General features: G+C 71.0%; 18 protein-coding genes and 2 pseudogenes. 3 read left to right on the top strand and 17 right to left on the bottom strand.

Translation table 11 applies throughout. The features are described from left to right. Nucleotides 1–29: 29 nt before the first annotated feature. Nucleotides 30–911, top strand: coding sequence for an IS701 family transposase (locus OG524_RS01610; protein WP_405808693.1), 882 nt, complete (start codon nucleotides 30–32; stop codon nucleotides 909–911). A gap of 304 nt (nucleotides 912–1,215) precedes the next feature. On the opposite strand, the gene OG524_RS01615 is transcribed toward OG524_RS01610, so the two are convergent. The 4 genes from OG524_RS01615 to OG524_RS01630 all read right to left on the bottom strand — a co-directional run bounded on the left by OG524_RS01615 (nucleotide 1,216) and on the right by OG524_RS01630 (nucleotide 4,741). Beyond that, nucleotides 1,216–3,117, bottom strand: a complete 1,902-nt coding sequence (locus OG524_RS01615; RefSeq protein WP_405392785.1) for a rhamnogalacturonan lyase — start codon at nucleotides 3,115–3,117, stop codon at nucleotides 1,216–1,218. A 69-nt stretch (nucleotides 3,118–3,186) separates the two neighbouring features. Further along, nucleotides 3,187–3,519 carry a YkvA family protein gene (locus OG524_RS01620; protein ID WP_405392784.1) on the bottom strand — a complete coding sequence of 111 codons (333 nt, stop codon included), beginning with the start codon at nucleotides 3,517–3,519 and terminating at the stop codon, nucleotides 3,187–3,189. A 41-nt stretch (nucleotides 3,520–3,560) separates the two neighbouring features. Beyond that, a complete protein-coding gene (locus OG524_RS01625; protein WP_405392783.1) occupies nucleotides 3,561–3,815 on the bottom strand; it encodes a WhiB family transcriptional regulator in 255 nt (84 codons plus the stop codon). A gap of 86 nt (nucleotides 3,816–3,901) precedes the next feature. Continuing rightward, nucleotides 3,902–4,741, bottom strand: a complete 840-nt coding sequence (locus OG524_RS01630; protein ID WP_405392782.1) for a helix-turn-helix domain-containing protein — start codon at nucleotides 4,739–4,741, stop codon at nucleotides 3,902–3,904. 160 nt (nucleotides 4,742–4,901) lie between these two features. Between OG524_RS01630 and OG524_RS01635 the strand changes: the two genes are divergently transcribed. After that, nucleotides 4,902–5,453: an ATP-binding protein gene (locus OG524_RS01635; RefSeq protein WP_405392781.1), complete on the top strand. Its 552-nt coding sequence runs from the start codon at nucleotides 4,902–4,904 to the stop codon at nucleotides 5,451–5,453. A gap of 47 nt (nucleotides 5,454–5,500) precedes the next feature. Here OG524_RS01635 and OG524_RS01640 read toward each other — a convergent pair whose 3' ends face one another. The 7 genes and pseudogenes from OG524_RS01640 to OG524_RS01670 all read right to left on the bottom strand — a co-directional run bounded on the left by OG524_RS01640 (nucleotide 5,501) and on the right by OG524_RS01670 (nucleotide 10,335). After that, nucleotides 5,501–6,199: a ribonuclease H gene (locus OG524_RS01640; protein WP_405392780.1), complete on the bottom strand. Its 699-nt coding sequence runs from the start codon at nucleotides 6,197–6,199 to the stop codon at nucleotides 5,501–5,503. A gap of 78 nt (nucleotides 6,200–6,277) precedes the next feature. Beyond that, nucleotides 6,278–7,068, bottom strand: a pseudogene (locus tag OG524_RS01645) (SDR family NAD(P)-dependent oxidoreductase). 104 nt (nucleotides 7,069–7,172) lie between these two features. Further along, on the bottom strand, nucleotides 7,173–7,811 hold the full coding sequence (locus OG524_RS01650; protein ID WP_405808696.1) for a DUF6629 family protein: 639 nt from the start codon (nucleotides 7,809–7,811) through the stop codon (nucleotides 7,173–7,175). Between the two features lie 126 nt (nucleotides 7,812–7,937). Beyond that, nucleotides 7,938–8,435: a peptidylprolyl isomerase gene (locus tag OG524_RS01655; protein ID WP_405392778.1), complete on the bottom strand. Its 498-nt coding sequence runs from the start codon at nucleotides 8,433–8,435 to the stop codon at nucleotides 7,938–7,940. 309 nt (nucleotides 8,436–8,744) lie between these two features. Then, nucleotides 8,745–9,218, bottom strand: a pseudogene (locus OG524_RS01660) (lamin tail domain-containing protein); the annotation flags it as partial. A gap of 268 nt (nucleotides 9,219–9,486) precedes the next feature. Then, complete coding sequence (locus OG524_RS01665) at nucleotides 9,487–9,804, bottom strand: hypothetical protein (RefSeq protein ID WP_405808698.1); 318 nt, start codon at nucleotides 9,802–9,804, stop codon at nucleotides 9,487–9,489. A gap of 105 nt (nucleotides 9,805–9,909) precedes the next feature. Next, nucleotides 9,910–10,335, bottom strand: coding sequence for a DUF6221 family protein (locus tag OG524_RS01670; RefSeq protein WP_405392776.1), 426 nt, complete (start codon nucleotides 10,333–10,335; stop codon nucleotides 9,910–9,912). A 279-nt stretch (nucleotides 10,336–10,614) separates the two neighbouring features. On the opposite strand from OG524_RS01670, the gene OG524_RS01675 reads away from it, so the two are divergent. Beyond that, nucleotides 10,615–11,448: an alpha/beta fold hydrolase gene (locus OG524_RS01675; RefSeq protein ID WP_405808700.1), complete on the top strand. Its 834-nt coding sequence runs from the start codon at nucleotides 10,615–10,617 to the stop codon at nucleotides 11,446–11,448. Here the strand turns inward: OG524_RS01675 and OG524_RS01680 are convergent. The 6 genes from OG524_RS01680 to OG524_RS01705 all read right to left on the bottom strand — a co-directional run bounded on the left by OG524_RS01680 (nucleotide 11,438) and on the right by OG524_RS01705 (nucleotide 19,085). Then, nucleotides 11,438–13,903, bottom strand: a complete 2,466-nt coding sequence (locus OG524_RS01680; RefSeq protein WP_405808702.1) for a SpoIIE family protein phosphatase — start codon at nucleotides 13,901–13,903, stop codon at nucleotides 11,438–11,440. The two genes, OG524_RS01675 and OG524_RS01680, sit on opposite strands and share 11 nt — an antisense overlap. Nucleotides 13,904–13,995: 92 nt before the next feature. Continuing rightward, nucleotides 13,996–14,910: a PfkB family carbohydrate kinase gene (locus OG524_RS01685; RefSeq protein WP_405808704.1), complete on the bottom strand. Its 915-nt coding sequence runs from the start codon at nucleotides 14,908–14,910 to the stop codon at nucleotides 13,996–13,998. Next, nucleotides 14,907–15,896, bottom strand: coding sequence for a zinc-dependent alcohol dehydrogenase family protein (locus OG524_RS01690; RefSeq protein WP_405392771.1), 990 nt, complete (start codon nucleotides 15,894–15,896; stop codon nucleotides 14,907–14,909). The genes OG524_RS01685 and OG524_RS01690 overlap by 4 nt, the downstream gene beginning before the upstream one ends. Then, complete coding sequence (locus OG524_RS01695) at nucleotides 15,896–16,771, bottom strand: carbohydrate ABC transporter permease (protein WP_405392770.1); 876 nt, start codon at nucleotides 16,769–16,771, stop codon at nucleotides 15,896–15,898. The genes OG524_RS01690 and OG524_RS01695 overlap by 1 nt, the downstream gene beginning before the upstream one ends. Beyond that, the gene (locus OG524_RS01700; RefSeq protein ID WP_405808706.1) at nucleotides 16,768–17,730 is read right to left on the bottom strand and encodes a carbohydrate ABC transporter permease; all 963 of its coding nucleotides are present in this window, start codon (nucleotides 17,728–17,730) and stop codon (nucleotides 16,768–16,770) included. Before OG524_RS01700 ends, OG524_RS01695 begins: the two co-directional genes overlap by 4 nt. After that, nucleotides 17,727–19,085, bottom strand: a complete 1,359-nt coding sequence (locus OG524_RS01705; RefSeq protein ID WP_405392768.1) for an ABC transporter substrate-binding protein — start codon at nucleotides 19,083–19,085, stop codon at nucleotides 17,727–17,729. The genes OG524_RS01700 and OG524_RS01705 overlap by 4 nt, the downstream gene beginning before the upstream one ends. Nucleotides 19,086–19,195: the final 110 nt, after the last annotated feature.

Raw genomic sequence — 19,195 nt, forward strand, 5'->3', positions numbered from 1 at the left:
TCACCCGATCGGGGTGCGTTGAACCAGTCATGGAGATGGAGAGTGATGTCGAAGTAGGGCTGTGGGAAGCAGAGTTGCAGTCGTTGCTGCTGCGGGTTGGCGAGCGGTTCGGCCGGGTCGAGCCGCGGCGTCGGATGCGGGACTGTGCGCGCGGCCTGCTGGGCCCCGTCGGCCGCAAGAACAGCTGGCAAATAGCCGAGCACGCGGGCCACGACACCCCGTACGGGTTGCAGCGGCTGCTGTCATGGTGCCGGTGGGATCCGGACGAGATCCGCGACGATCTGCAGGACTACGTGGCCGAGCGGCTCGGGCGGCCGGACGGTGTGCTGATCGTCGACGACACCGGATTCCTGAAGAAGGGCGCCGTTTCCGCCGGGGTGCAACGGCAATACTCCGGCACCGCCGGCCGCACCGAGAATTGCCAGATCGGGGTGTTCGCCGCCTACGCCTCTGCCAAGGGTCGGGCCCTTGTGGATCGCGAGCTCTACCTGCCCAGGTCATGGACCGAGGACCCCGATCGCTGCCGCGCGGCCCGGATCCCCGAGGGCAAGTCCTTCGCGACCAAGCCGGAACTTGCACGCGCCATGGTCCAGCGGGCGCTGGACTCCGCCCTGCCGATCGCCTGGGTCACTGCGGATGCGGCCTACGGGCAGGAGCAGCACTTCCGCCGAATGCTGGAAAAGACCGGGGTGGGCTACGTCCTGGCGGTGCCCAAGTCGCAGCAGGTCAAGTCGCCGGCCGGGAGTTGGCGCATCGACCACGTCCTGACCGGAGCTCCGGCCGATGCCTGGGAGCGGATCTCCTGCGGGGAGGGTGCAAAACTGCTCTTCTCCGGGGTGCTCCCGCGTGTGCCGGCCGAGGGACATCTTCCGCTGCTGGGCGTGGTACTGCTCGTCGATTCCGCGCGATGAGGATCTTGAACGGGCGGCCACGGCAGGTGGTGCGGATTGTGCGACGTGACCGAGCAGGTATGTGACGCCCTCGTCTCCGCCTCATCGCTCGTGTGTCCGGCCTCGCGAGAGGACTCGGCGACAGCTCACTGGATCAGGTCTGTGTGCGAATGATCCGGAGATGCCGGGCAGACACAGAGCTGCATCGGCTCCCGTCAGATCTCCCCGGGTGTCCTCCCTGGAGGCGTCCAGCCATCGGAACGGCGACTGCAAGTGGATCACTCGCAGTCGCCGATTCGTGAGCGGCAGTCCGACGTTTCCGCAGCTACGGTGTGGTGATCGTCGGCCGCGGTGCGGTGGCCATGCCGCTGCCGATGGCGAAGCTGGGGTGCGGCGGCTGGTTGTACGCGGTGTTCTGCCAGGCCAGCGCGGTGCGGTACATGGTGTCGTGGAGCAGCGTGGTGATCCTGGTGCCGGTCTCGTACGGCGTCGAGTAGATCCGCAGCGCCGTGTTGTTGGTCGTCGGCCAGACGACTTCCTCGCGCCAGTCGCCGAAGAGGTCTCCGGAGATCGACGGCGTGGCCTTGGTGCCGTTGTTGGAGTGCACCGAGGCACCGGTCAGCTGGCGGGTGTCGGCCGAGGTGCCGTACTTGTCGATGTGGGTGCCGTCGAGGAGTTCACGGGTCGTGTCGCCGTCCCACCAGGACAGGAAGTTCGAACTGGACGGCTTCCGGCTGGTGACCACGGCGCCCTGCGGGTTGCGCACCCCGGAGACGGCGGAGGACCAGGACTCGGCGCCTGCGCTGCCGGACCAGATGTCACCGGCCACGCCGCGGCCGTTGTCGCCGCTCGCGGGGGTGGACCACAGGATCTGGCCGGTCTTCGCGTCCGCCATCCACGAGGACGGCTTCGAGCTGTCCTCGTCGACCTTGAACTCCTCCAGTCCCGCCCGGGAGGGGTCGAGGTCACCGACGTGCATGGCGTCCCCGTGGCCGTTCTTCGTCGTCCACAGCCCGCTGCCGTTGTCGTCCACGGCCATGGCGCCGTAGATGATCTCGTCCTTGCCGTCACCGTCGGCGTCGGCGACGGACAGCTGGTGGTTGCCCTGACCGTCGTACCCCTTGCCGGAGTTGGTCGAGCTGTTGGTGTCGAAGGTCCAGCGCCGGGTGAAGGCGCCGCCCCGCCAGTCCCAGGCTGCGATGACGCTGCGCGTGTAGTAGCCGCGCGCCATGATCAGCGACGGTCTGGCCCCGTCCAGGTAGGCGGTGCCTGCGAGGAAGCGGTCGACCCGGTTGCCGTACGAGTCGCCCCACGAGGACACGGTGCCGCGCGCCGGGACGTAGTCGACGGTGCCCATCGCCGCGCCGGTCCGGCCGTTGAACATCGTGAGGTACTCGGGTCCGGACAGGATGTAGCCGGAGGAGTTGCGGTGGTCTGCGGAGGAGCTGCCGATCACCTTTCCGGCACCGTCGACACTGCCGTCGGCGGTCTTCGTCGCCACCTCGGCCTGGCCGTCACCGTCGTAGTCGTACACCTGGAACTGGGTGTAGTGCGCGCCGGAGCGGATGTTGCGTCCCAGGTCGATCCGCCAGAGCCGGGTGCCGTCGAGCCGGATCCCGTCGATGATCGTGTTGCCCGTGTAGCCGGACTGGGAGTTGTCCTTGGCGTTGGTGGGCTGCCACTTCAGCACGAAGTCGAGGGCGCCGTCGCCGTCCAGGTCACCGACCGAGGCGTCGTTGGCCTCGTAGGTGTAGGCGACCCCGTCGGGTGTCGTGCCGCCCGCGGGCGGGCTGATCGGCACGTCCTTGTAGCCGGCCCGGAACTGGATCGCGTGCACGGAGTCACTCTGCTCCACACCGCCGACGACCGCGCGCACCGTGTAGTCGGCGGTGGCGGGTGCGCCCGTGTGGAAGTAGTTCGTCGAGGCGGTGACGGGCGTGGCGTTGACCTTGGTGCCGGCCCTGTAGACGTTGAACGACACGTCGTCGGGGTCGGTGCCCAGCCAGCGCCAGCTGACGAGGTTACCGCTGTCGGTGTGCACGCTGACGACGCCGCGGTCGAGCGCCTCGGCCTGCCGGACGGTGGCGGCCTGCGAGGCCGGGCCGAGGGCGACGATCCCGCCGGCGGCGAGCAGTCCGGCCGCCAGCGAGCCGATCAGCGCGTGGTTGCGGGTGATACGGCGCCGACGGCGCGAGCGGGGTGCGGGGTGGGGAAGCGGAGGCTCCACGAGAGACACCTTCTGGCCGGGGACGGCTTACGAGACGTCAGTCGTCGCCGGAGGCCGAAAGGTTGCCCCTCATTCCGATTCCGTTCCGGCCTGCCCGATCCCGGCCCGCCGCGCGTCCGCCGGCCGCACCCGGACTCCGGCCGCGTGCGCGGCGGTGTGCAGCGAACGCAGGGCGAGCAGCAGGAAGCCGATGTCGTCGAGGTAGACGGGATCGGGCAGCAGGTCGACGGGCGACACGGTGTAGATGATCGCGGCCCAGACCAGCGCCTTGTCGCGCAGCGGGATTCCCGCGTCGAGAAGCAGTTTCCTGGCCCGGAACACCCGTACCAGGAGAACGGCGGCGGTGCCCGCGACGAGAAGGGCGGCGATCGCGCCGATGACGAGCCAGACCGAGGTGTCCATGCCTCATCGTCCACCCGTAGGGCGGCCGGAGCGCACAGGCGTCACCCGTGACTCCTGGCCTGCCTGCGGGTGCGGCGCTTCAGCGTCCGGCGTTCGCTCTCCCCGAGGCCTCCCCACACGCCCGATTCCTGCCCGTTCTCCAGGGCCCATTCCAGGCACTGTTCCCGTACGGGGCAGGTGGCACACACCTCCTTGGCGTCCTCGGTCTGCACGAGCGCGGGCCCGGTGCTGCCGATGGGGAAGAACAGGTCGGGGTCCTCGTCGCGGCAGGCCGCGTGCATGCGCCAGTTGTCCATGGCTGTCCACTCCTCTGCTGCGTACCGGTCGGTTGTCTCCTTGCGGGTGACCGGCTTCCGGGTGATCGAAACCCCCGGGACGCGCCCTATCCGTTTCCGGGCAGCGGGGAGCCGGGGTGCGGGGCGGTCGCACAGGCACTGTCCAGCCGGATGCGGTAGCGCATCACCGTGTCCGGTTCGTCGATGATCTCCACCCGGGCGCCCGGCGTCTCCAGGACGGCGCAGTCGCCGATCTCCGGGGCCGGGACGCGCATCAGGTGGAGAGGCGGGACGCCCGTCATGGGGTGCGGCGGGAAGTCGAGGGGGACCACCTGCACGGTGACGTGCGGCCGGTGCGCGGCCTCGGTCAGCAGCGCCCGCTGGCCGGCCATCACCTCGGGGCCGCCGACGCGCGTGTGGAGCGCGGCCTCGGGGAACAGCGCCCAGAGGGCCGCGCCGCGCTCCGCGAGCCGCCGCTGCCGCTCCCCCAGCAGCTCGACGCGCCCCTCCCGCTGCCCGGGGCTGTCGCCGGGGTACAGGGTGCGGCACAGGGCCGCCGCGTAGTCCGGGGTGCGCAGCAGCTCGGGGACCAGCGCGGGGTGCCAGGTCCGGACGAGCCCGGCCGAGGACTCGATGCCGATGACCTCCTGCTGCCACGGCTCCATGGTGTCCCGCCACCGATGCCACCATCCGGGGAGGTTCGCGGCGCCGAGACCTGCCATGATCGGCTCGGCCTCGGCCTCGGGGACCCCGTACCGGTCGAGGAGGACGCTGACCTGGCGGGCGTCCAGTCCGGTCTCGGCGCGTTCGATGCGCCGTACGGTCGCCGGGTGGGCATCCAGTGCCGCGGCTGCCGCCTGCAGACTGACGCCCGCGCGCTCGCGCAGCATGCGCAGACGCGCGGCAAGGACACGGTGCTCGACCGTGGGACCGGATCGGGGCCGCATGCTCGCACCTTCCTCGTGGATTCCGATTCGGAGCCTTTCAGGCATTCTGTCGCTTGCAAAGTATGCACTTTGCGCCGAGAGTACATACATGTCGGAAATAGTCAGTTGCGCACGACTCGTCTCGGAGGACGCGGGCGGCCGGAGCGCACGGAGCTGGTGGATGCCCCGTCTCGCCCAGTGCGTGCCTGAAGCCAGGCATCGGGTGCAGGCAGTCATGCGTGACTGGGGGGAGCCGGACGACCGCGTCGACACGGCTGCCCTGGTCGTGACCGAACTGGTCACGAACGCGGTGCAGCACACGGCGGGCCGGAAGATCCGGTGTCGTGTCCTGCGCTCCCCGAGCAGGGTCCGCATCTGTGTGTGGAACCACGGCAGGCGCCGCGTACCCGCGCCGTCCCGCCCGATGGATCCAGGCTCGGCCGCCTACGCCCGGGCCCCCCTGCCGCGCCGACCGGAGCTGTCGCACCGCCCGGAGCTTTCGCACGGCCCGGAGCTTTCGCACCGCCCCGGGGAGATGCCGCACGGCCCGCACCACCCGGGCAGCACAGAGGGTCCTGGCCCGGTGGCGATGGCCGACCTGGACTGCCTGGAGGGTTTCGACCTGGCGTCACTCGCCGAGGACGGCCGGGGTCTGATGCTCGTGGACACGCTGGCGACGCGGTGGGGTACCCGCACCAGCCTGTCGGGCCGCCTGGTCTGGGCCGACATCTGACGGCTCCCCCCGCCCCCGGGAACGGGCCCCAGCGCCTTCCCTGTGGCTCAGGCGGCCGCCGCCCGGCATTCCGGGTGGCCCCAGCCGTTCGGATTCTTCGCGATCATGTCCTTGGCCGCGTAGGGCTTGCCGCAGTGGCACCGGCCCGCGAACTTCGCGCGGATGGTCCCGCCGGGACGTGAGGTCCTGGCAGAGCCCGTGCCCGCGCCGGCACCCGCCGTGCCGCCCGCCCTGCTCTTCGTCGAGCGGGCAGGAGCCGGCACCGGCAGTGCGGTGGCACCGTGTGACGTCCCCGCCGCCTCCTGCGAGACGGCGGCCTCGCTCGCGGCCTGGTCGGCGAGCGCGTTCAGCGGATCGCCGTCCACCTGGTGCGCGGGCACGTAGCGGAAGGTGACGCTGCGGCCCCCCATCAGCTCGTCGATGCCGACCACCAGCTCCCGGTTGGCGACCGGCTTCCCCGCCGACGTCTTCCAGCCGTTGCGCTTCCAGCCCGGCAGCCACTTGGTCACCGCGTTCATCGCGTACTGGGAGTCCATGCGGACCTCGACGGGCACGGCCGGATCGGTGGACCTCAGCAGTTCCAGCAGCGCGGTGAGCTCGGCGATGTTGTTGGTGGCGGTGCCCAGCGGGCCCGCCTCCCACCGCTGGGGCCTCCCCTGCTCGTCGGCGACGACCCAGGCCCAGGCCGCGGGCCCCGGATTTCCCTTCGATGCCCCGTCACACGCGGCGATGATGCGCTCGTCCATACCCTTGATCATGCCAGCACGCAGACCCTGGCCGGCACCGAGGCCCAGGCCGGCACAGGGCCTCAGGGCTTCAGGACCTCAGGGCACGATCAAGTCGATGTATCCGCCGTCCACCCGCAGCGCCGCCCCCGTGGTGGCCGACGCCTGCGGGGAGCTGAGGTAGACGACGAGGTGGGCGATCTCCTCGGGTTCGATGAGCCGCCGCAGCAGGGACTGCGGCCGGTACAGCCGCATGAACTCGCTGCGCCTCCTCCCACGGCGGGTCCGTGCCCACCAGTTCGGCGACGAAGTCCTCGACGCCTCCGGTGTGTGGGCCCGGCGATCACCGAGTTCACGGTCACCCCGGTGCCCGCGGCCTCCTTGGCGAAGCCTCGCGACACCGCCAGCAGCGCGGGCTTCGACCTGCCGTAGTGGATCATCTCGGCGGGGATCACGATCGCCGAGACGCTCGCGATGTTCTGCACCCGCCCCCAGCCCCGCTCGGTCATCCCGGGCAGATACCGCCGGATCAGCCGGACGGCGACCAGGACGTTGGTCTCGAAGTACGCGCGCCACTCCTCGTCGGTGATCTCCAGGGCGGCCCTGGACCCGAAGATGCCGAGGTTGTTGACGAGGATGTCCGCTGCGGGCACCTCCTCGTACAGTTCCGCCGCCCCCTGCTCGGTGGTCAGGTCGCAGACGACCGTGACGACGTCCGCGTCGGGCTCGGCGCCGCGCAGGACGTCCGCGGCCGTTTCGAGCCGGTCCCTGCCACGCCCGGTCAGTACGACGCGGGCTCCCGCGCCGACGCGCCCGGTGGCGACGGCAAGGCCGATGCCCTGCGAGGAGCCGGTGACGACCGCGGTCCTCCCGGCGAGATCGGTGCGCACCCCTGCGGTCCTTTCGTCCCACGTCCACGGTGTACGGGATCGTGTCCGCCCTGGCACTCCCGGGACCCGGACGCCTTCCGGAGGCACACCGGCCGGTGCGCGGATCACCCGGGCCGCTCCGCGAGCCGTCCGGAGCGCGGGCGCTGTCGGGTCCAGGCAAGCAGGACGACCGAGCACACGGCCGCGACGGCGCACCACGTGGAGACGAACTCCGTGCTCCACAGCGCCACACAGACCGCCGCCCCCACGGTGGCCAGGACGCCCAGCAGCACGAGGACGCGGTCGCCCGAGAGCAGCAGGGATCCGACGGTGGCGAGCAGGTAGCCCGCGCCGAGCAGTTCCGGCCACGGGAGGCCGACGACGTAACCGACGGTGTGTCCGCGGATGTCGGCTGTCACGGGACGCGTGGCGAGGCTGTACGAAAGAGCCGCCGAGGTCGCGATGCCGGCCGCGACGGGCACCGCCAGGCGGCGGCGGGCGTCGGGCGGGGCCGCGCACAGCACGGCGAGCGGCACCCAGAGGGCCAGCAGGGGAAGGGCGACCACCGCCCAGGCGACGGTGGCGGGTCCGCTGCCGCCCCCGGAGCGCCAGATCACGGATTCGATGATCTGGTGCGCCCCGAGCAGCAGCGGCAGTGCCGCGAGCGGCAGGTCACGGGGTCGGCAGGGGCGGGCGACGCAGGCCACCCCGACGGCGGCGATGCCCGTGCCCGCGACGAGATCGGCGGTCGCGCTCCAGCACATGGCGTCACGCTACGGTCCGACGCGCTGCCGTACCGGCCGACACGGCGGCCACGGGGTGCCCACGGGCGTGTGCGGGGCCCCGGCCCCGCCGTTACCGGCCGGCCGGGGCCCCGCATCAAGGTCGGCTCAGAGAACGCCGGACTCGGAGACGGCGATCTTGGCCTTGGTCGTGCCGGCCGAGGTGCCGTACGACTCGATCTTGCGGACGAGCTCCATGCTGGGCTCGTCGGCGACCTCGCCGAACACCACGTGCTTGCCGTCCAGCCACGGGGTGAGGACGGTGGTGATGAAGAACTGCGAACCGTTGGTGTTCGGGCCCGCGTTGGCCATCGACAGCAGGCCCGGCTTGGTGTGCTTCAGGGTGAAGTTCTCGTCGGCGAACTTCTCGCCGTAGATGCTCTTGCCGCCGGTGCCGTTGCCGCGGGTGAAGTCGCCGCCCTGCAGCATGAAGTCCGGAATGACGCGGTGGAACGGCGAACCGGCGTAGCCGAAGCCCTTCTCGCCGGTGGCCAGCGCGCGGAAGTTCTCCACGGTCTTGGGTGCTACGTCGTCAAAAAGGTTGAACACGATCCGCCCGGCGGGCTGGTCGTTGATGGTGATGTCGAAATACGCCTTGATGGTCATGGGACCATCCTGACATCACTGGCGGCCCGCCGTTGCACGGACCCCGTTCCACACCGTCCGCCCGGAACGTTCCGGGCGGACAGCGGTACGGCGCACCACGGCGTGGGCCGTGGTGCGCCGCGTTGTCACGGAAGAACGCCGTCAGCCGCTAGCGGCGCGTCAGCGGTTGCCGCCGCGGTGCCCGCCGTCACGGCCACCGTCACGGCCGTTGTCACGACCGCCGTCACGGCCGTAGTCACGACCGCCGTCACGGCCGTTGTCACGACCGCCGTCACGGCCGTAGTCGCGCCCTCCGTCACGGCCGTTGTCGCGCCCTCCGTCATGGTGCCGGCCCCAGGACTCGGAGTCGACCTTGTGCCCGCGGCTGTCGCGGAGCGTCGCGGTGTCCCTGCTGTCCCAGACGTAGTGGCGGCGGTCCTGGTAGACGTCGTGACGGGTGTCGCGGCCGACACCCGTGTGGACGCGGACGGAGGAACGGCCCGGCAGCCGGAGGTCGAACTCGTAGGTGCGGCGGCTCTCGTCGGTGAGCGTCCAGCCGCGCAGGTTGACGGCACGGCGACCGGTGTTGGTGACGGTCACCCATTCCGCGTTCAGGCTGCGGTTGGAGCCGTTGTCGCGGCCCGGGCTGTCGTACTGGATCTCGCCCAGGACGACCGCCGAGCGCTGGGCCGGCCGGTTCTGGCCGTGGTCCCAGCCATCAGCCGTGGCCGGGAGAGCCGCTGCGGCGAGCAGAGCTCCTGAGGCGAGAACGGTGGCGGTGATCCGTCGTGCGGAACGGGACATGGAAACCCCTCATCGTGCGGGGCCCGGAACGGAAGTGCCGGGCGTTGTTCGGCCCCGGCGTCGTGCCGGGAACGCAAACTTTGTCCCGCTTTCGGGGTGGCTGGAAAGGCGCCCTGGTCCGCGTGACAAAATGCGGACATTCCTGTCACACACGACTGCATCCGGCACGGATCCACCCGGTCGTAGACCTGTCAACCGTTGATCGCTGCACGGACCCGTTCCGGCTACCGCCCCCCAGGTCACCACGCTCCCTACGCGCCTCACCCCACTACCCGCGCACCCCCTGCCGGACCGCTCGCATCCGCGTAACAAAAGCGACAGCGCTTTCCTGGACAGGAGTGCCATTACCCCTGGAAATCAGGCCACGCGTTCGAGCCTGTAGTGCCCATCGAGCCGGGGCGAGGCGGGCGCGCTGACCCCCGCTGGTGACCAGCGCGTTCACCGGGGTCAGCGGATCCAGCGCCATGGACCTCGCCAGCAGCACACCGACGGCCAGCGGGAGCAGGGTGACGGCCAGCGCGGTGCCGGCGGTGGTGAGGTTCTGGATGCGGGGGTGCCGCTGCGCGTCGGGGAGCATGACTCCCATTCCACCGGCGGCGGCCCGCCCCGGGATCGGGTGACGTACTCAGTTCCGCCGTTCCCCCGTACTCACCTGTCCGCCGCTTCACCGCACTCGACCACCGGGTCCGGGTCAGGCCTCCGACGTGCCGGAAGGCCCCCAGTGGGAGAACCGGGGCAGCCACTTCACCCGGTAGTCGGGGTGTCCCGCGTGCTCGCCGGCCATCTGCCGGACGATGAATCCCAGCCCCACGGCACGCCCCGAGGCGAAGTCCTGTTCGGGCCGGTCCGTGTCGCGGGACGAGATCTCCTCGTACTCGTCCAGGAGGACCCTGTTGGTCTCGATGCGGCGCAGGGTGCGCGCCGGGTCCTGGCGTGCGATGTGCCGGTCGTAGCCGCGGGACCGTACGACGAAGGCGATGCCGCCCGTGCGGTCGTGTACTTCGCCGGGGGCCTCGGGCGGGCACCGCCAGCCGTCACCGCCCGCTTCCCTGGCGATCCGCTCCTCCTCCGCGAGGCGCGCCCGCACGAAGGCCAACAGGTCCGAGTTGTCTGCCATCTGGTTCCGAATCCTTCTCCGTCACAGGCCGGCAGCGGTCATGCGCCCACCGCCACGGGCCCGGTCTACCCGACCAGCGAAGGATGCCTCACCGGTGGGCGCCCGGCGCAGTCCGCACCCCGCGCGGTCCGCATGACGGACACCCCCCACGGCCTCGTGCGGCACCGGAATCGCCCGGGTGGCGGCGCCAAATCTCCGGGTGTTCACTGGTTTGCGCGCATTCACGTCACATTCCACCCGCACGAAGGACTCCCCCAGATCGCGGAAAGCAGGATACCCATGCCTTTCGTCACCGTCGGCCAGGAGAACACGGCGTCGATCGACATCTACTACGAGGATCACGGGAGCGGTCCCGCGATCGTCCTCATCCACGGCTACCCTCTCGACGGGCACTCGTGGGAGAAGCAGCAGCGCGTCCTGCTCGGCGCCGGGTTCCGGGTCATCACCTACGACCGCCGGGGATTCGGCAGGTCCAGCCAGCCCACCGTCGGGTACGACTACGACACCTTCGCCGCCGACCTCAACTCCCTGCTGGACCACCTCGACCTGTCCGAGGTGATCCTGTGCGGCTTCTCCATGGGGACGGGTGAGGTCACCCGGTACCTGGGGACGTACGGGTCGGGCAGGGTCGGCAAGGCGGTGCTGATGGGGGCCGTCCCACCGTTCCTGCTCAAGACCGAGGACAATCCCGAAGGGGTCGACAGGTCGGTCTTCGAGGGCATCAAGGAAGCGGTGGTCGCCGACCGTCCCGCGTACTTCAAGGACTTCCTCGACAACTTCTACAACGTCGACACCTACCGCGGTACGCGCATCAGCGACCAGGCGTGGAACAACAGCTTCAACGTCGCGGTCGCCGCGTCCCCGTTCGGCGCGTACGCCTGCGTGGACACCTGGCTGACGGACTTCCGTGACGACCTGCCGAAGTTCGACGTCCCCACGCTCCTCATCCACGGGGACGCGGACCGCATCCTGCCGTACCCGAACACGGCCGCGCGGCTTCCGGCGCTCATCGAGGACCTCACGTTCGTAACGGTCCAGGGCGGGCCCCACAACGTCGCCTGGACCCACCCCGAGGTGGTCAACCCGGCGCTGCTGGAATTCGTCACGAAGTGACGGTCGGGGTGCGGGGCCCGTCCCGGCGGGCGGCGAGCAGGAGCGCGATGTCGTCAGGACGGTCCTCGTCCTGGCCCGCCCGCCCGATGACGCGGTCCGCCGTCTCGGCGAGGGGTGCGTGACCGACCTCGGCCAGGGTGCTGCGCAGGCGCTCGATCCCCTCGTCGATGTCCGTTCCCGCCTTCTCCACCAGCCCGTCGGTGAACAGGGCCAGGACCGCGCCCGGTTCCAGCCGCAGGTCGGTGACGGGGTACGAGGCCTCCGGGTCGACGCCGAGGACGACGCCGCCGGGGAGGTCGAGGACTTCGGTCCTGCCGTCCGGGTGCCGCAGGACCGGCTGGGGGTGGCCGGCCCGTACAGCTTGGGCGAACCCCGTCGCAGGGTCCAGCACCACGTAGCAGCAGCTGGCGAACTGACCCGGATCGAGGTCGATGAGGAGCCGGTTGGTGGCGCTCATGATCTCCTGCGGGTCGTACCCGCTCAGCCCGAAGGCGCGTACCGCGCTGCGGAGCTGGCCCATCGTCGCGGCCGCGGCGACGCCGTGGCCCTGGACGTCGCCGATGACGAGGACCAGCCCGCTGCCGGTCTCGATGACGTCGTACCAGTCGCCGCCGACCTCCATGCCCTGGGTACCCGAGAGGTAGCGCCCGATGGTGTCGACGTGCTCGACGACGGGCAGCCGGTGCGGCAGCAGGGCGTCCTGCAGCCCGCGGGCCAGGGCGGCCTCGGTGTCGTAGCGCTGGGCCCGCTGGAGCGCCTGGGCGATGAGTCCGGCCAGGGCGGTGAGCACGGTGCGCTCCTCGGGGCTGAAGTCCCGGGGCTGGTCGAAGCCGAGGATGCACGAGCCGACGGGACGCCCGGAGGCGATCAGCGGCAGGAACGCCCGGGCGCCGACGTCGGTGTCCATGGGGATGCCGGGGTAGGCGTCGGCGAGCTTCTCCATGGATTCGAAGAACAGCGGTCTGCCGGTCGTGAGCGTCTCCACACCGGGGATGCGGGCGTCGAGGCCGACGCCGTCGAACCGGTCAAGGAAGCCCTTGGGGAAGCCGGTCTCCCAGGACAGGTAGAGGTGCCGTTCGCTCTGCAGGTAGATGGCCAGCTGTCTGCCGCCGAACGCGGGCAGCAGCTCCTCGGTGACGACCGCGGACACCTGGCGGGCGGTGACGGCCTCGGTCAGCGCGATGGCGAGGGCGACCGGCCGGTACAGGACGGCCGCGCGGTCGGCCGGGGAGCCGAGTCCCGCCCCCTCGGCGTCGACGGACTCCGGGGTGTAGTCGGGGCGCCTCGCGTCACTGAGCGTCATGGTGACCCCGTCCCGGCCGGGGAACATCGCCACGTTCAGCCACTCCGTGGCGGACCGTCTGGCCAGGAAGTACACGGGGTCGTCGGAGAACAGCGCGGCCCGGTGGTGGTCCTCGTAGGCGGGGTCGGCGAGCCAGGGCAGCGCCTCCCACAGGATCCGGCCGATCAGCTCGGCCCGGCTGCGGCCGAGGACCTCCTCGGCCAGACGGTTGACGTAGGTGATCCGTCCGAGCCGGTCGTGCGAGAGCATGCCGCGCGGGATCCGGTCCGCGGCCTGGGCGACGATCGGCGCGGCGCCCGGGTCGATCAGGACACCGGTCAGCCGCCCGGGTCGTCCGGCGGGTCCGCGGGCCCAGAGCTCGACCAGGAGCGATCTGCCGTCGGGGCCGCGCAGCCGCATCCGGCGCGGCTGCGACTCCGCGGAGCGTGCGGCCCTGGTGCCCAGGGTCAGCAGCCCGTACACGTCCTCGGGGAGCAGCCGGGCCGCCAGCGCCTCCATGGTGTCCGGCCGGGGGTCGGCGGGGCCGATGCCGAGGATCACGCACGCATCGTCGTCCGCGACGAGGGCCCCGCCGACGGGGTCCCAGTCGAAGTGCCCGACCCGCATCGGCGGTGCGGTGTCCGCGGGCAGCCTGACGGGCATCGGCTCGCCCTCCCACGCGACGGGCGGCCCGTTCTCCTCCAGTGCGGCGATGTCGGCGCCGAGCTGCTGCGCGAGGTCCTCCAACTTGCGGCGGTCGGCCCCGCCGACGGGTACCCCGCGAGTGGCGTAGCGCAGCACGACGAGTACGCCCACGGGGGTGCGCCCGCTCAGGACGGGTGCGTAGAGCGACCCGAAGGGGAACGGCAGTCCCGCCATGAGCTGCGGGAACCTGCGCATGGCCTCCTCGGCGTCGCCCAGGTAGACGGGTCTGCCCGAGCGGTAGGCCTCGGCCACCGGGAAGGGCCGGTTCACGTGCATGCGCCACCACGGGCGCATGAGCGGGGCGGGCAGCCCCGCGAGGACCGCCATCAGCAGGAGCCCGGGGGTGCGTGAGCGCAGGTAGACGCCGCCGGCGTATCCGCCGACGGCGTCGATGGCGCTCACCACCGCCTGGGCGAGCACCAAGGACAGTCCGTCGGGTGCTCGGCTGCCGTGCGGTCTCCAGGTCACACAGTCAGGATGCGCAACTCCGCGCCCGCGCGCACCTCCGCACCGGTGCGCACGGGCGCGGCCCGTGGGGTGGCTCCCGTCGAACGGGAGCGTCAGGTGCGGGCGGGGGCCGAGGGCTCGGTGCCCGCCCGGGCGCACACCGAAGCGGCCACCTCGGAGGCGTAGGCCAGCATGTCGTGTGCCCCCTGGACGCCGGGGGTGCCCGTGAAGGAGCCGCCCGCGCCCAACCGGTTCAGCAGTCCCGCGAGGAAGGCGTCCCCCGCTCCGATGGTGTTGACCACCTCGACCGGGGTGGCCGCCACCGACACCGGCGGTGCGGTGGAGGTGTACGCCGTGCTGCCCCGGGCGCCCCTGGTCATCACCACGAGCCGGCCGCCGGCCGCGAGGCCGGCGCAGGTCTCCTCCGGGTCGGCGCCCGGCCACAGGCGCGCCAGGTCCTCGTCGCTGGCCTTGACGACATGGGCGAGGCCGCACAGCTCACGCAGCGCCGCCAGGCTCCGTTCCGGGTCGAGGGTGCGGTCCTCCCGGACGTTGGGGTCCACGACGAGCAGGGAGTGCTCGGCCGCCGCGCGGGCGGTCGCCCGTACAGCCCCCGCCCCGGGATCCACGACCGCCGCGAGGCCGCCGACGTACACGGCGCCGAAGCGGCCGGCCTGTGCCGAGAGGTCCGGCAGCCGGAAGGTGGCGGTGTCCCGGAGGTGGAAGTGGTAGCCGGTCCCTTCGGTTCCGGGGTCGGCGACGGCCAGGGCGGTCGGCAGGGCGGACCGGGCGCAGAGGGCGAGATCCACTCCCGCCGTCCGCATGCGCTCCTCGATGGTGCGGGCGAAGCCGTCGCCGCCCAGGCCGCCGGCGAACGAGGTCGGTGTGCCGAGCCGGGCGAGCCCGACCGCGACGTTGGCGGGTGCTCCGCCGGACTGCGCGGCCAGGACGTCGCCGTCCCCTTCCACCGGTACGAGGTCGATGAGCGCCTCGCCGACGACGAGGACGTGGCCGGGCCCACCCGTCACGGCTGCACCACGATCTTGCGGCCGATGCCGGACTTGAAGCGGTCGATGGCCTGCGGGTACTGCTCCAGGGGCAGCCGGTCGCTGATGAAGACGGCCGGGTCGAGCACTCCGGTGGCGAAGAGCGCGGCGGCGCGTTCGTAACTGTGCAGCACCGCCATCGAACCGGTGATGGTGATCTCCTGGTTGTAGATGCGGTAGGGCTCGATGACCGCCGTCGTCGCGTAGTCGGCCACGCCGAACTGGAGGAAGGTGCCGCCCTTGGCGACGCGTCCCAGTCCGTCCTGGATGGCGCCGGCGTTTCCGGTCGCGTCGATGACGACGTCCCAGCCGCCGGGCCGGTCCAGCTCGTCGGCCCCGGCGGCGGACCGGGAGCAGCCCAGGAGGCCCGCCGTGGCGAGGCGGTCGGGGTTGACGTCCAGGACGTCGACGGCCGCGGCGCCCGTGCGCTTGGCGAGTTCCAGCATCATCAGGCCCATGGTGCCCGAGCCGTAGATCAGCACCTCGGCGCCGAGGGTGCTGTTCAGGACGTCGTATCCGCGGACCGCGCAGGACAGCGGCTCGATGAGGGCCGCGTCCTTCACGTCGATGTGCTCGGGCAGCCGGACGCAGTTGGCGACGGGGGCCACCGCGTACTGGGCGGCGCCGCCCGGCTCGGTGACGCCGATGGCCGCCCATCGCTCGCAGAGGTTGCCGCGTCCGATGCGGCAGTAACGGCACTCGTGGCAGTGCAGCGAGGGGTCGACGGCGACCAGGTCGCCGACGGCGAGCTCCGTGACGTCACGCCCGATGCCGACGATCTCGCCGGCGAACTCGTGGCCCGGGACGATGGGCAGGGTGGGTGCGAACTCCCCTTGCAGGATGTGCAGATCGGTCCCGCACAGTCCGCAGGAGGCGACGGCCACGACGACGTCGCGGGGGCCCGGTGTGGGGTCGGGGACGGTGGTGACGGATACCTTGCCGGGGGCTTCGACGATCGCTGCCCGCATTATTTCACTGCTCCGAGAGAGAGGCCCTGGACGAGCTTGTCCTGGGCGGCGTAGCCGGCGGCGAGCACCGGCAGGGACACGACGACGGACGCGGCACACAACTGGGCGAGGAAGAGGCCCTGGCTGGTGACGAATCCGGTGAGGAAGACGGGTGCGGTCTGGGCGACGACGCCGGTGAGCACCCGTGCGAAGAGCAGTTCGTTCCAGCTGAAGATGAAGCAGATCAGCGCGGTGGCGGCGATCCCGGGGGCGGCCATCGGCGCGACCACGCGGACCAGGACCGTCGGCAGCCGGGCACCGTCGACCTGGGCGGCCTCGATGACCGAGACCGGCACGTCCGCGAGGAAGGACTGCATCATCCAGACGGCGATCGGCAGGTTCATCGAGGTGTAGAGCAGGACGAGGAGCCAGATGTTGTCGAGCATCCCGGCGTTCTTGGCGAACAGGTAGACGGGCAGGAGGCCGGCGACGACAGGCAGCATCTTCGTGGAGAGGAAGAAGAACATGACGTCGGTCCATTTGCGGACACGCCGGATGGAGAGCGCGTAGGCCGCCGGGAGTGCCAGCAGGAGCACCAGGACGGTGGAGAAGAACGAGGCACCCAGGGAGTTGAGCAGGGGCGGCCACGGGGTCACGCCGGTGTCGGCGCCGAAGAAGGCGCGGTAGCCGTCGAGGGTCAGCGGTGCGGTGAGGGAGGGCGGGTTGGTCGCCGCGTCCGACTCCGCGTGCAGGGAGGTCAGGAGCATCCAGAGCGCGGGCAGGCAGAAGGCGAGTCCTGCCGCCCAGGCCAGCAGGCCCAGTGCGGTGGAGCGGCGCTTGGCCCGCCGCAGGGCACGCGGGACGGACGCGGTGGCGGGAACGGTGGCAGCGGTCATGCGCGGTTCGCCTCCTCACTGAAGAGGGACGAGACGGTCCGGAGCGCGAAGGTGGCGATGATGATCGTGCCGATCACGACGACGACTCCCGCGGCGGACGCCAGTCCGTATTCATGGGCTTGGTAGAAGGTCTGGTAGATCGTGTACGGGAGGTTGGCGGTGCCGAGGCCTCCGGCCGTGATGGTGAACACCGCGTCGAAGTTCTGCACGATGTAGACGGCGCCGAGCAGGACACCGAGTTCGAGATACCTGCGCAGGTGCGGCAGGGTCAGGTAGCGGAAGGTCTGCCAGGCGCTCGCGCCGTCGAGCCGCGCGGCCTCCACGACTTCGGCGGGCCGGCTCTGCAGTCCCGCGAGCAGGATCAGCATCATGAACGGCGTCCACTGCCAGACCAGTGCGGCAACGACCGCGAGCAGCGGCATGTCCGCGATCCAGTCGGGCTGGCTGGGGGACGTGTCGCCGAAGAGCTCACCCGCCCAGCTGAGCGCGCCGTTGAGGAGTCCGTACTCCGGGTTGTAGAGCGCGTGCTTCCACAGCAGCGCGGCGGAGACGGGGACGATCAGGAACGGGGTGATGAGCAGGGTGCGGACCAGGCCGCGGCCGAAGAACGTGCGGTCGAGCAGCAGGGCGAGCGCCAGTCCGGCGACCACGGTGGCGATGACGACGCTCGCGGTGAGCAGGACCGTGGTGAGGACCGAGTCGCGCAGCGCCGCGTCGGTGAAGACGGAGGCGTAGTTCTCCAGGCCGTTGAAGCTGCGCTTGTCGGGGTTGAGGGAGTTCCAGTCGAAGAGGGAGATCACCAGGGTCGCCACGAACGGCAGCTGGGTGACAACGATCAGGAAGACCAGCGCGGGCAGGAGCGGTGCCCGGGTGGCCCAGGCCCGTGGGCCGTTCCTGCGGGTCGCCGTGGCCGGTGGCTTCGGTGGGGTCACGGGTGAGGTGCTGACTGCTGTGGTCATCGGTACTCCTTGGCGACCTGCTCGGCCAGCTTCTGGGAGGCGGCCAGTGCCTGGTCCACGGACTGGCGGCCGGCGATGGCGGCGCTGATCTCCTGCGCGACCTTGGTGCCGAGATCGGTGAACTCGGGGATGCCGACGAACTGGATGCCGGCCGTGGGGCGCGGCTGGGTGCCCGGGTTCAGCGGGTCGGCGCCGGCTATGGCCTGCTCGGTGACGTCCGCGAACGCCCCGGCGGCCTCGAGGTATGCGGGGTTGTCGTACGTGGAGGCCCGTTTGCCGGCGGGCACGTCGGCCCAGCCGCTGGTCTCGCCGACGAGCGACTCGTACTCCTTGCCGGAGGCCCAGGAGACGAACTTCCACGCGTTGTCGGCCTTCTTGGAGGCCTTCTGGATGCCCCAGGCCCAGGTGTAGAGCCAGCCCGAGCTCCTGGTCCTCTCGACCGGTGCGGGCACGTATCCGATCTTCCCCTTCACCGGGGACTTCGCCGCCTCCAGCGATCCGGCGCCCGCCGTGGCGTCGTACCACATGGCGGTCTTGCCCTGCGTCATGTTGTTGAGGCACTCGGCGTACCCGGACTGGGAGGCGCCGCGCTCCCCGTGCTTGCGTACGAGGTCCACGTAGAAGCGGGTGGCTTCCTTGAACTCCGGGGAGGTGAGCCGCGGTTCCCAGTCCTCGGTGAACCAGGTGCCGCCCATGGTGTTGACGACCGTGGTGAGCGGTGCGACGACCTCGCCCCAGCCGGGGAGTCCACGCAGGCAGATGCCCTTCATGCCGGGCTCGGCACCGTCCGCCCGCGCCGCGAGTGCGGCCACCTGCTTCCAGGTGGGTCGCGCGGGCATCTTCAGCCCCTTCGCCTCGAAGACGTCCTTGCGGTACATGAGGAAGGACGACTCGCCGTAGAAGGGTTCGGCGTAGAGCCTGCCCTCGGCGGTGAGCGAGTCCCGCAGGGGTTTGAGGATGTCGTCCTGGTCGAAGGCCGTGTCCTTCGCGGCGTACGTGTCGAGGGGGTGCAGCCAGTCGTTCTTCGCGAAGAACGGCACCTCGAAGTTGCTGATGGTGCCGATGTCGTACTGACCGGCCTGGTTGGAGAAGTCCTGGCTGATCTTGTCGCGGACGTCGTTCTCCGGCAGCACGGTGAAGTTGACCTTGATGCCGGTCTCCTCGGTGAAGTGTTCCGCGGTCAGCTTCTGCAGCTCGACCATCTGCGGGTTGTTCACCATGAGTACGTTCAGTGCGTCACCTCCTCCGAAGGAGGTTCCGCCGGCTCCGGCGCATCCTGCGGTGAGGAGCGTCAGCGCTGCTGTGCCCGCGACCGCCCGCACGCGGATCCCACAGCGTCGTTGCTGGTGGGGCATATGTTCTCCTGATGGGTCGTAGCGGCTCGTGTGTCGCCGGCCGGGAGGCTCCGGATCCGGGCATGGTGGGGCTGCCCTGCGGCCTCCTGGGGAGGCAGGGCTCGGGACCT

It is taken from the genome of Streptomyces sp. NBC_01520, from assembly GCF_045040375.1.
In the GTDB taxonomy this organism is placed as follows: Bacteria; Actinomycetota; Actinomycetes; order Streptomycetales; family Streptomycetaceae; genus Streptomyces.

What these genes read in the sequence shown, in the direction of transcription:
- OG524_RS01700 (WP_405808706.1), bottom strand. Translation starts at nt 17,730, where the DNA reads ATGACCACAGCAGTCAGCACCTCACCCGTGACCCCACCGAAGCCACCG.
- OG524_RS01655 (WP_405392778.1), bottom strand. Translation starts at nt 8,435, where the DNA reads ATGACCATCAAGGCGTATTTCGACATCACCATCAACGACCAGCCCGCC.
- OG524_RS01690 (WP_405392771.1), bottom strand. Translation starts at nt 15,896, where the DNA reads ATGCGGGCAGCGATCGTCGAAGCCCCCGGCAAGGTATCCGTCACCACC.
- OG524_RS01635 (WP_405392781.1), top strand. Translation starts at nt 4,902, where the DNA reads ATGCCCCGTCTCGCCCAGTGCGTGCCTGAAGCCAGGCATCGGGTGCAG.
- OG524_RS01705 (WP_405392768.1), bottom strand. Translation starts at nt 19,085, where the DNA reads ATGCCCCACCAGCAACGACGCTGTGGGATCCGCGTGCGGGCGGTCGCG.
- OG524_RS01630 (WP_405392782.1), bottom strand. Translation starts at nt 4,741, where the DNA reads ATGCGGCCCCGATCCGGTCCCACGGTCGAGCACCGTGTCCTTGCCGCG.
- OG524_RS01650 (WP_405808696.1), bottom strand. Translation starts at nt 7,811, where the DNA reads ATGTGCTGGAGCGCGACCGCCGATCTCGTCGCGGGCACGGGCATCGCC.
- OG524_RS01675 (WP_405808700.1), top strand. Translation starts at nt 10,615, where the DNA reads ATGCCTTTCGTCACCGTCGGCCAGGAGAACACGGCGTCGATCGACATC.
- OG524_RS01665 (WP_405808698.1), bottom strand. Translation starts at nt 9,804, where the DNA reads ATGGGAGTCATGCTCCCCGACGCGCAGCGGCACCCCCGCATCCAGAAC.
- OG524_RS01625 (WP_405392783.1), bottom strand. Translation starts at nt 3,815, where the DNA reads ATGGACAACTGGCGCATGCACGCGGCCTGCCGCGACGAGGACCCCGAC.
- OG524_RS01620 (WP_405392784.1), bottom strand. Translation starts at nt 3,519, where the DNA reads ATGGACACCTCGGTCTGGCTCGTCATCGGCGCGATCGCCGCCCTTCTC.
- OG524_RS01670 (WP_405392776.1), bottom strand. Translation starts at nt 10,335, where the DNA reads ATGGCAGACAACTCGGACCTGTTGGCCTTCGTGCGGGCGCGCCTCGCG.
- OG524_RS01610 (WP_405808693.1), top strand. Translation starts at nt 30, where the DNA reads ATGGAGATGGAGAGTGATGTCGAAGTAGGGCTGTGGGAAGCAGAGTTG.
- OG524_RS01695 (WP_405392770.1), bottom strand. Translation starts at nt 16,771, where the DNA reads ATGACCGCTGCCACCGTTCCCGCCACCGCGTCCGTCCCGCGTGCCCTG.
- OG524_RS01640 (WP_405392780.1), bottom strand. Translation starts at nt 6,199, where the DNA reads ATGGACGAGCGCATCATCGCCGCGTGTGACGGGGCATCGAAGGGAAAT.